This window comes from Paenibacillus aurantiacus, from assembly GCF_042431225.1.
In the GTDB taxonomy this organism is placed as follows: Bacteria; Bacillota; Bacilli; order Paenibacillales; family Paenibacillaceae; genus Paenibacillus_Z; species Paenibacillus_Z aurantiacus.
In genome coordinates this window covers 59371-72279 of the sequence record NZ_JBHMDO010000018.1, presented here as the reverse complement: position 1 = coordinate 72279, position 12909 = coordinate 59371, and the positions used below count along the sequence as shown (strand labels likewise).

The window sequence follows — 12909 nt, the reverse complement described above, 5'->3', positions numbered from 1 at the left end:
TTAATGAATGGTTAGCCAAAACGGAGCAGGTCGCATGATTCTGGAGAAGCGTCAGCGTTCCCCTTTGTGAGCGGATTCCTACCTTCGCCCATTACATTCAGGGAATCCGGGAACAACAGCGATCGGAAGAACATGCGACCGCGCAGTGGGTGCGGTAACCCAGTCATTTTTTTTAAAAAAACGGGGGTATCCCAAGGTCATCTTTTGATGACTTTTGGGACACCCCCCGTCCGCGACTATTCGTTAACTTTCCTGCACCGCCAGCGCCGGCATCGGTTCCGGGCGCGCGCAGCTGCTTGCCATGATATAATGAACGCCGTCGCGCGAGGCATCGTGGATGCCGTGCATCGCCTCGAGAACGTGATACGCCATCTCGCCGCTGGCGCGGTGCGGCCGATTCTCTGCGATCGCGCGGGCCATGTCCGCGACGCCGATACCACGGTTGTTGTGCGTGTAGCCGTGCGTCAGCGGGATCTCCTCCCAGTCGCCGCCAGCGCGGCGCAGCTTCACGGTGCCGCCGAAGTTGTTCGGATCCGGTACGAGCAGCGTTCCGGCACTGCCGTGAATCTCGATGTTCGGCAGCGACGTCCCCGCTTTCGCATCGAAGCTCGTGATCAGGGTACCGACTGCGCCGCTTGCGAAATCAAGCACGCCTGCCAGGTGTGTCGGCGTCTCGACCTTGATCGTCTGTCCCCGCTTCTTCTCGCTCGTAATCGTGCGCTCCGGATACGTGATGACCGCGCTGCCGGTGACACGCCGGATCGGACCAAGCAGCGTCACGAATGCCGTCAAATAATACGGTCCCATATCGAACATCGGTCCGCCGCCGATCGCGTAATAAAACTCCGGATCTGGATGCCAGCTCTCGTGCCCGCCGCCCAGCATGAAGCCGGAGACCGAGACCGGCTGACCGATCGCGCCATCGTCGATCAGCTTCCGGCATGTTTGGATGCCGCCGCCGAGGAACGTCTCGGGCGCGCTGGCCACGCGCAGCCCCTTCTCCGCCGCCAGCGCCAACACTTCGCGGCCTTCTTCCCGGGTAACGGCGAGCGGCTTCTCGACATAGACGTGCTTCCCGGCTTCGAGCGCGCGCTTGCAAATCGAGGCGTGCGCCGCAGGGATCGTCAAATTCACGACGATCTCAATCTCCGGGTCAGCCAGCAGCTCGTCGACCGTGTAGGCTTTCGCGATACCGAATTCTTCGGCACGCTCCCGCGCACGCTCAATGTCCAGATCGGCTGCAGCCGCGAGCTCGATTTCGGGATACGTCAGCAAATTCGTAAAATAAATCCGGCTAATATTGCCGCAGCCGATAATGCCCGTCTTAATCGGTGTCATGCGTGAATTCCTCCATTCGCTTGTTCACATCCGCGGTTCTAACGCTACCCTCTTGCCGCCCACAGAAAACCGCGCCGCATCAGCTCGAGCGTCTGCGGCATCGCCACGATGTTCGCTTGATGACCGAGCGAATTGTAATACACGCGCCCGCTGCCCCATGTCTTCGTCCACACGACCGGCATCGCCACGTCGCCGAACGAGGTCGTCGCGTGGACCTTGATCGCCGGATCGACGTGCATGTAATACTGCTCCGAGCACACTTCGAAATCGCCGATCCCCGCCGTCAACGGTTCGTCCTCGCTCACCATATTGACCATATACCGCACGCCGTCGTTACCCGGGTGCGCCACCCATTGTCCACCGACCATATGCTGGAATTCGACCTCGTTGCGGAACGAATCGCCCATGCCGCCATGGCATCCCGCGATGCCGCAGCCGACCTCCACGGTGTCGAGAAGTGGACGAAGCTGTTCCTTCGTGATCGTTCCCATCGTCCAGACCGGCACGATGAGATCGAGCTTCGCCATCAATTCCGCGTCGGCGAACGCGTCCAACGTATCGCTCACGGTCACGTCGAACGATTCCTTGCGCAGCACGTCCGCGAATATTTCGCCTACTTCTTTCGGCTGATGGCCGTCCCATCCGCCCCACACGATCAACGCTTTCCGCATCCGCATCTACCTGCTTTCCTCGAATTCGCTTAATGACACCCAGCGGCGTTCCGCGATGGAACGGTCCACCGCCTCCAATACGGCTTGGCACGCTACGCCGTCGACGAAGTTCGGCGACGCCGGACGGTCTTCCGCTATAGCCTGCATCAGCTCATAGACCTCGTGCGTGAACGTATGCTCGTACCCGATCGTATGTCCGGCCGGCCACCAGGCGTCCATGTACGCATGGGATGCATCCGTCGCTAACACCCGGCGGAAGCCCTGCACATCGTCCGCATCGTCCGTAAAATAGACCTGCAGCTCGTTCACCCGCTCGAAATCGAATTTGATGCTGCCTTTGCTGCCGTTGATCTCGAAAGCGTTCGTACAGCGGTGGCCGGCGGCGAACCGCGTCGCCTCGATGCTGCCGAGCGCGCCGTTCTCGAAGCGGGAGAGGAACAGCGTCGCGTCATCGACGGTGACCGCGCCGCGCGGCGCGTCCTTGTCGCCCTTGGCCGACAAGCCCGTCATCGCGCTTGGCATTGGCCGCTCCTTGACGAACGTCTCGCTCATGCCGATGACTTCGCGGAATTCGCCAACCAGATAGCGAGCCAAGTCGATGACGTGCGCGCCTAGATCGCCGTGCGAACCAGAGCCGGCGATCTCCTTCTGCAGCCGCCAGACGAGCGGGAAGCTTGGATCGAGGATCCAATCCTGCAGGAACCAGCCGCGGAAGTGATAGATTTCCCCGATGCGTCCTTCGGCAATGAGCTTCTTCGCCAGCTGCACCGCGGGCGCGAACCGGTAATTGAAGCCAACCATATGCTTGATGCCTGCGGCTTCGGCGGCCTTCAACATCTCCACACTGTCGGACAACGTGAGGGCCAGCGGCTTCTCGCAGAAAATATGCTTGCCTGCGGCGGCCGCGGCCAGCGCAATCTCCTTATGCGCGTCGCTCGGCGCGTTGATGTCGATCAGATCGATATCGGAACGCTTCACCAGCTCGCGCCAGTCCGTCTCGGCGCTCTCCCAGCCGAATTGCGCGCGCGCCCCTTCGAGCGCATCTGCATCGCGGCCGCAAATCGCCTTCATGACAGGCTTCGCCGCCTGCGGGAAGAACATCGGGAGGGCGCGGTACGCGTTGCTGTGCGCCTTGCCCATAAATTTATAGCCGACCATGCCGACGTTAACGGATTTCATTTGGCAGCTCCACCTTTCTTCGCTTGGAAAATGGATGTGCAATGGTTGACGCTTACTCTCGCTTTTGCTTGAACTCGCCAATCGGACACTGCATTAACGTGCCGATGATCCTCGCACGATCAGCTCGACCGGGAGCTTCAGTTGGAAGGAAGACGACGTCTCTCCCTGCGCGAGCGGAGACAGAATCTGGTTCGCCGCCTGGCTGCCCATCTCGTAGAAAGGCACCGCGATCGAGGTCAGCATCGGATCGGTCAGCTTGGCCCCTTCGGAATCGTCGCATCCGACTAGACCGTAATCGATACCGGCGAGAAGCCCTTTCTCCTTCAATCCTTGCAGCACGCCGATCGCCATCCGGTCGCTGCCCGCCACGATCGCGTCTGCCGCCCCGGAACGAACGAGTCCTTCGATCTCTTCCGACAGACGGTACCCGCTCGTGCGGCTGTAGTTGCCGAGGAGCACGCGTTCCGGGTCGAACGGCACGCCGCGTTCGTGCAGCGCTTCGCAGTATCCTTGCAGCCGATCCGCGCTGTTCGAATACGATGACGGCCCGTTCAGGAACCAGATGCGGGAGAATCCCCGATCCAGAAGATGATGGACCGCGGCACGCACACCTTCGCGATGATCGGCATCCACCGCGTTGTAGCCGGTCCCTTCGAACCGTTGGCTCACTAAGCAGAATTGCCGTCCGTTCGCCGCCAGTTCCGCCAGCGCATGGCGCTCGGGCTCGACGTCCTGCGCGCCGAGAATGAGGCACGCATCGATCTTCTGCGCCTGGAACATCCGCTCGTATTCACGCGGTTCGTCGGGCTCGCGGAACAACAGCAGCAGGTCATAACCGTACCGGCTAGCCGTCATGCCGATGCCGCTTAACAGCTCCGAGAAGTAATGCGTCGAGAAGAGGTTTACCTTCGGCAGCAGCGGCAGGATGACGCCCAAATTCCCGCTGCGCTTGCGGGCGAAGCCCTGTGCGAGCGCGCTAGGTACGTAGTTAAGCGCTTTCGCAGCTTCCATGACGCGCGCGCGCGTCTGCTCTTTAATCGGGCCGACGCCGTTCAGCACCCGGGATACGGTCGCTTCGGATACGCCCGCGAGCCTTGCCACTTCTTTTCTGTTGATAGGTATTCCTCCGCCTTCGATGAGTGGAATGATGATTGATGTACGCGCGTACATTTTCGCATGCGCATGAATTGTCTGTCAATAAGGAAGTTGGAGATAAGCCCCCCTGACTGGAATAGACACGTCTTACCGACGCATTCTATCGACGGCAGAGAGGCCATCTTTTATCCTCAGCGACGGCTGCTGACGCGCCATCGCACTATTTTATATTTATCGAGTATGCTCGCTCAACTTAGCTCGCAGCTTGATCGTCCGTAAGGCCAGTTGAACTTTCGCTATCGCATCCAACTCCGTCTGGCAGCTCGACCGACACTTCGCGCTTCGCTTCGGCGGACCGAAGGATGCCGTCAATGATCGCCTGTTGGATGACGATTTCGTCCGCGGGAATCGGAGCCGGCCTGCCATCGCGAACGGCTTCGGCGAAATCCCGTACCTTCTCGAAGAACAGATCCAGATCATGACCAATCAGCGGCACTTCGGTCGTCGTATGCCCGCCGAACTCATCATGGAACAGCGTCATGGCGCCGATCTTGCCGTCCCAGACGCCGGACCACGGACCCGCGCCGAACGGTTGCACTTTCAGTCCAGCGTCGGTGCCGAGGAACATCGTCGAGCCGAGCGAGTCCATATGCATCGCCCACGAAATTTTGAATTGAAGCACCATATCGTTCTCGAAGCGCACCATCGCCGCGCCGAAATCCTCGACCTCGAACTGGTCGGCTTCGCGGTGATAGAGCGGGTTGCGTCCGAAATGGTTCGACGTAAAGGCCGACACCGCCACCGGTCGCGGATGGCCCATCGTATTCAACGCCATGTCGAGCGAATAACAGCCGATGTCGGCCATCGCCCCGGCGCCGGCGAGCTCCTTGCGGATGAACGTCCCGCCCGGCATGCCGCGGCGGCGTCCCCCGCCCGTCTCTGCGTAATACACTTGACCGAGCCGACCGCTCTTGACGATCCGCTGCAGCAGCTTCATGTTCGGGTCGTACCTGGGCTGAAAGCCGATCGACAACATGCAGCCGGTCTCCCGTGATGTCTGCACCATCTCCAGACCTTCTTGCAGCGTCACCGACATCGGCTTCTCGAGCAGCACCTGCTTGCCCGCGCGGAGAGCATCTACCGCGATTCGGTGATGGGAGACATTGGGGGTACAGATGCTGACCGCGTCCAGCTCCTGGCGAAGCAGCTCTTCATGGCTGTCGAACGACGCCGTATCGCCAAGTCCGTGACGCTCGATGAACGCGGCTGCGCGCCCGGGCACGATATCCGCGACGGCGACGATTTCGACGAAAGGCAGCTTGCGGTAAGCGGCGACATGCGCGCCCGCAATGCCTCCGCTGCCGATAATTCCGATTTTTACGTTGTTCATTCCGGTGGCTCCTTCTGCTGAGGATTCGTCATGGCAAGCGCCTGCCGTCTGCGATAAGCTGCCGGCGTCAGGCCGAATTTCTTTTTGAATACCGGATACAAATAGTTTACGTTCGCGTAGCCGTGCGCTTGCGCGATCGCGTCGATCGGCTTCGTGCTGACCGCCAGATCCGAGCATATTCGGGTCATCCGCATTTCTTCGAGCTCTTCTCGGAACGAGAGGCTCCCCTCTTGAACGAAAATCCGCTGCAACTGCCGGGGACTAACGCCCGCGGCTAGCGCCACTTCCTCCAGCGTTATCGGCCTGGATGCATTGTCCTCCATGTATTGCTTCGCTTGCCGGTATCGGTGGGCGTTCATGTCCCGCTCGGGAATGGACACCGCCTGCTCCGCCGGCGCGAAAGGCCTTACGGCTCGAAGCAGCATTTGGATGATGGCGCTCTTGAGCGATGTATAGAACCCGACGCGCTGCTCGTCATAGATGCGATACGCCTCCATGAAGCAGCTCATCGCGTTGAACCGGTCTGCGACGGGAATTGCGGAGGAGATGCCGAGCAGACGCACGCACTCCTCGGCTTCGCCGCGCTCGATCGATTCGCCCCATGCCTCGCTGTCCGCGGCGTCCTCCAACGGCTGAATGTCGCAATGCAAGCAAAATTCGTACATCGGCTCGTCTTCGTCCGACCACTGCTGATGCATAACGCCCGGACCGGTAATATAGAACATGCCTGCTTTCAATTCGTATTCATGATGCTGGAACGCGACTTTCCCGCGCCCTTGCGGGATGAAATGCAGCTCATATTCCGAATGCTGATGAAAGGAGATCGTCTGGCCAGGCGAGAAGGCGGTCAAATGGCAGCGCAGCACCCGGACGCCATATCCGCCCCAGCGGAATTGCAAATCCAGCCGGTCAAGCACGTCCCAGCGCCTGTTCGACCAGAGCCGCGAGAACAAATCGTATTGGCGCAGCTGCTCTTTCGCGGCTGCAACTCCTGGTTCCTCCTGCTTCTTCATCGCCTTCTCTCCTTAGCCTGCTATTGTTTCAGATCGTCTAGGCGCACCGCGCGTCCGGATTCCGCGGACAGATTAGCCGCCTCCATGAGCGAGGTCAAATCGCGCGCAATGGTCAGATTCTCTTCAGCCTCCGTACCGTCCTCGATGTGCTGGACCCACTGCTCGAACGCAAGAGGCAGGCGTTCGCCAATCTGGACTTCTTCCCAGCCATCTTGATTGCTGACCAGAAGTTTGTTCTCGGGCAGTCCGTACAACAGCGTCCCTTTCGTGCCGTGAAGCTCGATGGAGAACGGCGAGCGGTCATTCACGAAGCCTGCTTCCACGACGCCGATTGCCCCGTTCGCGTAACCGAGCAGCACGATGGCGTTGTCTTCGACGTCTTTGCCCGTTACGTAGCCGTACTGCGCGCTTACCTGCTCCGGTTGGCCAAGGAACAGACGGACGAGGTACATAGGATGACAGCCCAGATCGATCATCGCGCCGCCGGCCGTCTCGTTCTTGTCGTAGAAATGCGCCGGCAGCCAGTTCGCCGTCGCCCCGTTATGGGATAAGCGAACGCGCGCTTGCGTCAGCGTCCCGAGTCTGCCCGATGCGAGCACGTCCCGAATCGCGACCGTGTAAGCGTCGTAGAGTCTCGGCAGCGAGACGCCCATACGTACGCCAGCTTCCTGCACTTCGCTCAGCACCTCATTCACTTCATGAAGCGTCGGCGCGATGACCTTCTCCGTGAAAATATGTTTGCCTGCCCGCGCTGCCTGCACCATGATGTCACGATGCTTCGTGGTCGGCGCGTCGATGACGACAGCGTCGATATCGTCACGTCCCAGCAATTCCTCAAGCGACGATACGAACGGCACGCCGTATTTGTCGGCCATCCGCAGCCCGCGCTCGGCATTCTCGTCCCAAATCGCAGCCAGCTCGCTACCCGGATGACTGAGGACCGCTTGCGTATATTCTTCCGCGTGCACATGCCAATAACTGATTTTCCCGATTCGAATCATGTTCGGCTCGCCCCTATCTATGAAAGTACGACATCACCGATAAAGTAACACAGGTTCGTCTTGAATGTTATGCATGAACGCGCCACTTCGACTATAAATTTGCGACATCCGAATAATTTCTGCCATGAGCGGCCAATCTCCTTCTGTCGTAATTTTAAAGTCGGGTTTGCGTGTAATCGTAATAGTCGTTCGGCAAGCCCTATGCTACATTTGGAGTGATAAACGAACATGACAGCGCTTTACAAGCTTACAAACCGAATCTATTAAGGGGGATGGGAAGGATATGACTCAAACCTTTCGAATTGGCATTATCGGCTGCGGCGGCATTGCGAACGGCAAACACCTGCCGAGCCTGAGCAAGCTGCCGAACGCGCAGCTCGTCGCATTCTGCGACCTGGTAACCGAACGTGCGGAGCAAGCTCGCGAGAAATACGGTACAGAGGACGCGGCGGTCTATGCGCAATACACGGATCTGCTGCAGGACGAGACGATCGACGTCGTCCATGTCTGTACGCCGAACGACTCCCATGCCGACATCGCGATCGCAGCGCTGGAGGCTGGCAAGCACGTCATGTGCGAGAAGCCGATGGCCAAGACCGCGGCGGACGCGAAGCGGATGGTCGAAGCCGCCAAGCGGACCGGCAAGAAGCTGACGATCGGCTATAACAACCGGTACCGCCCGGACAGCCTGCACTTGAAGCGGCTCTGCGAAGAAGGCGCGCTTGGCGACATCTATTTCGCGAAAGCGCACGCCGTTCGCCGCAGAGCGGTGCCGACATGGGGCGTCTTCCTCGACGAGGAGAAGCAAGGCGGCGGACCGTTGATCGATATCGGCACTCATGCCCTGGACTTGACGCTGTGGATGCTGGACAATTATAAGCCGAAGCTCGTACTCGGCACCGCCTATCACAAGCTGTCGCAGCGCGAGAATGCCGCCAACGCTTGGGGACCTTGGGACCCGGCCAAATTCACGGTTGAGGATTCCGCCTTCGGCATGATCGTCATGGAGAACGGCGCGACCATCATGCTGGAATCGAGCTGGGCGCTCAATACGCTGGAAGTCGACGAGGCGAAATGCACGCTGAGCGGCACAGAAGCCGGCGCCGATATGAAGGACGGTCTTCGAATTAACGGCGAGCAGCACAGCCGCTTGTACGTCACCGAAGTCGATCTGAAGGCAGGCGGCGTCGCGTTCTACTCCGGCAAGGCGGAGGATGCCGCGGACGTCGAGATGCGATTGTGGCTGCAAGCGCTGGAGCAGGGTACCGATCCGGTCGTAACGCCGGAGCAGGCTTACGTCGTCTCGCAAATTTTGGAGGCGCTGTACGAATCCGCGCGCACGGGCGAAGCGGTGTATTTGAACCAGGGTTAGTCGAAGAGGTAGGCGGGCTATCATGCGCGCCTACCTTTTGCTTTTTTGGAGGGAGCTGCACGGTCGCCGGGATGCGAAGTTGAGCTTGATAGCGACTTGTATGTCGCTGATGGGCGGAATCGCACGCTGCCGCGTTCGATAATGATTTGTCGATCGTTAATGCTCCGGATTCCACCACTGTCGGGCTCGATAACGACTTGCTGGTCACTTTTGCTCCACGTTGCCCACCTGCCACGCTCGAAAGCAACCTATAGATCGCTATTGCAACGGACTGCATCTCTATCACTCTTGATAACAACTTGTAGGTCGCTATTGTACCGTTTCGCACCTCCGCCCTACCCGATAACGACCTGTAGGTCACTATTGCGCCATATTCCACCTCTTCAACACTCGATAACGACTTGTTGGTCACTATTGCACCGGACTGCACCTCTGTCACTCTTGATAACGACTTGTAGATCGCTATTGCACGGACTGCACCTCTATCTGACTCGATAACGACTTGTAGATCGCTATTGTACCGATTCGCGCCTACGCCCCACTCAATAACGACCTGTAGGTCACTATTGCGCCATATTCCACCTCTTCAACACTCGATAACGACTTGTAGGTCACTATTGCACCGGACTGCACCTCTGTCATACTTGATAACGACTTGTAGATCGCTATTGTACCGATTCGCTCCTACGTCCCACTCGATAACGACTTGTAGGTTACTATTGCACCGGACTGCACCTCTGTCACACTTGATGACGAATTGTAGATCGCTATTGCACGGACTGCACCTCTATCTGACTCGATAACGACTTGTAGGTCGCTATTGTACCGATTCGCGCCTACGCCCCACTCAATAACGACTTGTAGGTCACTATTGCGCCAAATTCTACTTCTTCCACACTCAATTACGACTTATAGATCGCTATTGCACCAATTCGCACCTCCGCCTCATTCCATAACGACTTGTAGGTCGCTATTGCACCAATTCGCACCTCCGCCCCATTCGATAACGACTTGTAGGTCACTATTGCGCCATATGCCACATCTTCCACACTCGATAACGACTTGTAGGTCACTATTGCGCCATATGCCACCTCTTCCACACTCGATAACGACTTGTAGATCGCTATTGCACCGATTCGCTCCTTCGCCCCACTCAATAACGACCTGTAGGTCGCTTATGCGCCGAGTTGCATCGTGACCTAATACCTTAGCGATTCCACTCGCACCGATAATCGGCACTCCCCCGGATTCAATATAGCAACTTCGAGACACAATTAACCAACCATAAAATGGCGTCACAGGAGCTTACCTGTGGCGCCATTGTCGTTCACGGTATACGTTTGGAAACACGTCGCCAGATCGGATGGAAGCACATGATTCGCCGCGACTCTTGTTTGAGGTCGGTCAGCAGCAGGAGATAGTATCTAATCGTATCGCTTCTCTCCTTCATTATCTTTGACAACCTGTGACAAGCCATCTGTCATCCGCTTGTCAGCCTGCACCGGCCAGTCCCATCGGCCCGATAAGCCAAATCGCTAATCCCGCGCCAGTTCGGTAATTGACACCTTCTGCCCCGTCTTGGCGCTCTCTAGGGCGCCGAGCACCATCGCCATGCTATACCGATTGTCGCGGCAGTCCGTCTCGGCAGGCCGCCCTTCTGCCAATGCGCGGAACATCTCGTCCAGGCAGCCGACGTGGCCGGTTCGAGCCGCTTCCTCATCAACGCGGACGGCATCGATCCTTACGTAATCCCGGATGAACTTCCCGTCCTGCTCACCCGCAGCAATAACCTCCGCATAAGGCTCCCCGTGACCGTCCCAGATGGCGGTTCCCCGTTCGCCTGTAATCCGCCACGACGCTTCCCACGACGTCGGCGCGCCTTCCGCGCACCACGATCCCCGGTAATTGAAGACCGAGCCGTCGGACATTTCGAAGATGCATACCGCAGCCGCCGCCCCAGCATACCAAGAACCCGGCGGGTTGAATTCCTGACAGTACACCGATACGGGGTTCGCGCCCGTGATGAGCCTCGCTTGGTCGAACGTGTGGATGGCCATATCGAGCAGCAAAGGGCTATCCATCGCTTCGCGGAAGCCTCCAAAGTGTGGACCGAGGAAGAAGTCGGCCGCGACGAACCCCGGCTTGCCGATCGTGCCGCCGGCGAGCAATCGCCGCAGCGACCGGATGCGAGGATCGAATCGGCGGTTCTGCATGACGGCATGGGAGCGCCCGGTCTCCTGCGACAGCCGGACAATCTCGCTGCAGTCGTCCATCGTCTCCGCGAGCGGCTTCTCCCCGAACACGTGGCAGCCGGCGCGCAATGCCGTCGAGGCAATCTCGAAGTGGGTCGCCGGAATCGTCACGTCGAAGACGACGTTCGCGCCGGAATGTGCGAGCGCATCGGCAAGGCTGGTGAAAGTCGGGCAAGCTAGCCCTTTCTTCGCTTTCATCGCCTCCGCAGCCTCTCGGCTAATATCCACGAGGGCAACGATCTCTGCATCTTCTCTCGCCATCGCGTAATCGATCCATTGGTTCGACATGCCACCGCAGCCTGCGACGGCGATTCTGTACGTTCTCATCGTCTCTCGTCTCCTCGCGGCACCGGTTGATAGCGTATTTCAAGCAGGCAATTGCCGCTTTCAACCTGCGCCGATATAATGAATGCGTATACATTTCAACGCTGCATGCAGCACGTGAACATGACAGCGCACCAACCTGCCACCATCCCGATTTTGTGCGACAAGCGGTTCTACACCATAAGTATAGTCCGCCGCTGCGCGGAATTGCTCTAACGTTCTTGTGCAATACTAGTCCGATTTTGCGAAAGGTGATTGGCCGATGACCTACCCGAAGGAACTGCGCGAGCATACCCGTCTGGACGAGAAGACGCATCCCGTCCAGTTCTTCTTCAACCGCTGTCCGAATGCGAGAGCCGGCCAGCAAATTCTTTTCCTTCATTGGCACGAGCATTTCGAGATTATCGTCATGCAGCAGGGCACCGGCGTCTTCCATATCGACAGCCAGCCTTACGAAGCCGCGCCCGGCGACGTGCTGATCGTGCCGGCCGGCGGGCTGCATGTTGGCTATAGCTCGTGCGAGGGCGATATCGCGTTCTTGTCCATCGTGTTCAACAGCGCCTTGTTCCAGCATTGGGTACATGATCCGATTCATGCCCAATTCGTGCTCCCTTACCTGGAAGGTCGCGTCCAGTTTCCCGTTAAGCCTGCGGCTTCGGAACCATCCGTGACGGCTCACTATACCCTACTCGATCAAGCCGCAGCTGAGTTCGCGGCCAAAGCGCCGGGGTTCCTGTTAATCGTAAAGGCGCAGCTACATATGCTGCTGACGCACCTCTCGCGCGCTTTCCTGCCGCATCAGCTGCCGGAGCATCGGGCGCGGCCGTTCGTTCACAATCGCGAACGATTCAAGGCGCTCATTCTCGACATCGAGACCCGATATGCGGACAAGCATGCCGTAGCCGATGCCGCCCGCGCGATGAACATGAGCCTGCACCACTTCTGCAAAACGTTCAAGAAGCTCACCGGTCGAACGTTCATCGAATATGTGCATGTGTGCAAGGTGAACGAGGCCGAACGGCTACTGCTCGAATCGGACATGACCATGACCGAAATCGCCGAACGGATCGGGTGCGACAATCCGAACTATTTCACGAAGTTGTTCAAGCAATATAAGGGGATCACCCCCTCGCTTTTGCGCAAATCGAATGGATTAACCAAATAAGTATATTCTCCCATAAAGTAGGAACCAAGGCCTCTAGTCCCATGCCCGATGATTCGATATGCTGATAGGGTTGAATGTCCAAATCTTTACATAATGCGACCGATAAGGA

Annotated in this window: 10 protein-coding genes; 2 read left to right on the top strand and 8 right to left on the bottom strand. The window is 58.3% G+C overall.

The window, feature by feature from the left end:
* Nucleotides 1-243 precede the first annotated feature (243 nt).
* The 7 genes from ACFFSY_RS11115 to ACFFSY_RS11085 all read right to left on the bottom strand — a co-directional run bounded on the left by ACFFSY_RS11115 (nt 244) and on the right by ACFFSY_RS11085 (nt 7687).
* Nucleotides 244-1338 (bottom strand): Gfo/Idh/MocA family protein, encoded by a 1095-nt coding sequence (locus ACFFSY_RS11115; protein ID WP_377493792.1) that lies wholly within the window; start codon nt 1336-1338, stop codon nt 244-246.
* Between the two features lie 44 nt (nt 1339-1382).
* Complete coding sequence (locus ACFFSY_RS11110; protein ID WP_377493790.1) at nt 1383-2009, bottom strand: ThuA domain-containing protein; 627 nt, start codon at nt 2007-2009, stop codon at nt 1383-1385.
* Nucleotides 2010-2015: 6 nt separating this feature from the next.
* Complete coding sequence (locus tag ACFFSY_RS11105; protein ID WP_377493788.1) at nt 2016-3188, bottom strand: Gfo/Idh/MocA family protein; 1173 nt, start codon at nt 3186-3188, stop codon at nt 2016-2018.
* A 93-nt stretch (nt 3189-3281) separates the two neighbouring features.
* Complete coding sequence (locus ACFFSY_RS11100; RefSeq protein WP_377493786.1) at nt 3282-4289, bottom strand: LacI family DNA-binding transcriptional regulator; 1008 nt, start codon at nt 4287-4289, stop codon at nt 3282-3284.
* 247 nt (nt 4290-4536) lie between these two features.
* Nucleotides 4537-5673, bottom strand: a complete 1137-nt coding sequence (locus tag ACFFSY_RS11095) for a Gfo/Idh/MocA family protein (RefSeq protein ID WP_377493784.1) — start codon at nt 5671-5673, stop codon at nt 4537-4539.
* Entirely contained in the window at nt 5670-6686 is a 1017-nt protein-coding gene (locus tag ACFFSY_RS11090; RefSeq protein WP_377493782.1) for an AraC family transcriptional regulator, read from the bottom strand. The genes ACFFSY_RS11095 and ACFFSY_RS11090 overlap by 4 nt, the downstream gene beginning before the upstream one ends.
* Nucleotides 6687-6706: 20 nt before the next feature.
* Nucleotides 6707-7687, bottom strand: a complete 981-nt coding sequence (locus ACFFSY_RS11085; protein ID WP_377493780.1) for a Gfo/Idh/MocA family protein — start codon at nt 7685-7687, stop codon at nt 6707-6709.
* A 283-nt stretch (nt 7688-7970) separates the two neighbouring features.
* Between ACFFSY_RS11085 and ACFFSY_RS11080 the strand changes: the two genes are divergently transcribed.
* The gene (locus ACFFSY_RS11080) at nt 7971-9059 is read left to right on the top strand and encodes a Gfo/Idh/MocA family protein (RefSeq protein WP_377493778.1); all 1089 of its coding nucleotides are present in this window, start codon (nt 7971-7973) and stop codon (nt 9057-9059) included.
* A gap of 1535 nt (nt 9060-10594) precedes the next feature.
* On the opposite strand, the gene ACFFSY_RS11075 is transcribed toward ACFFSY_RS11080, so the two are convergent.
* The gene (locus tag ACFFSY_RS11075) at nt 10595-11638 is read right to left on the bottom strand and encodes a Gfo/Idh/MocA family protein (protein WP_377493776.1); all 1044 of its coding nucleotides are present in this window, start codon (nt 11636-11638) and stop codon (nt 10595-10597) included.
* A gap of 259 nt (nt 11639-11897) precedes the next feature.
* Here ACFFSY_RS11075 and ACFFSY_RS11070 point away from each other — a divergent pair, with 259 nt between their 5' ends.
* Nucleotides 11898-12800, top strand: coding sequence for a helix-turn-helix transcriptional regulator (locus ACFFSY_RS11070; RefSeq protein WP_377493774.1), 903 nt, complete (start codon nt 11898-11900; stop codon nt 12798-12800).
* Nucleotides 12801-12909 lie beyond the last annotated feature (109 nt).

What these genes read in the sequence shown, in the direction of transcription:
- ACFFSY_RS11115 (WP_377493792.1), bottom strand. Translation starts at nt 1,338, where the DNA reads ATGACACCGATTAAGACGGGCATTATCGGCTGCGGCAATATTAGCCGG.
- ACFFSY_RS11110 (WP_377493790.1), bottom strand. Translation starts at nt 2,009, where the DNA reads ATGCGGAAAGCGTTGATCGTGTGGGGCGGATGGGACGGCCATCAGCCG.
- ACFFSY_RS11105 (WP_377493788.1), bottom strand. Translation starts at nt 3,188, where the DNA reads ATGAAATCCGTTAACGTCGGCATGGTCGGCTATAAATTTATGGGCAAG.
- ACFFSY_RS11095 (WP_377493784.1), bottom strand. Translation starts at nt 5,673, where the DNA reads ATGAACAACGTAAAAATCGGAATTATCGGCAGCGGAGGCATTGCGGGC.
- ACFFSY_RS11090 (WP_377493782.1), bottom strand. Translation starts at nt 6,686, where the DNA reads ATGAAGAAGCAGGAGGAACCAGGAGTTGCAGCCGCGAAAGAGCAGCTG.
- ACFFSY_RS11085 (WP_377493780.1), bottom strand. Translation starts at nt 7,687, where the DNA reads ATGATTCGAATCGGGAAAATCAGTTATTGGCATGTGCACGCGGAAGAA.
- ACFFSY_RS11080 (WP_377493778.1), top strand. Translation starts at nt 7,971, where the DNA reads ATGACTCAAACCTTTCGAATTGGCATTATCGGCTGCGGCGGCATTGCG.
- ACFFSY_RS11075 (WP_377493776.1), bottom strand. Translation starts at nt 11,638, where the DNA reads ATGAGAACGTACAGAATCGCCGTCGCAGGCTGCGGTGGCATGTCGAAC.
- ACFFSY_RS11070 (WP_377493774.1), top strand. Translation starts at nt 11,898, where the DNA reads ATGACCTACCCGAAGGAACTGCGCGAGCATACCCGTCTGGACGAGAAG.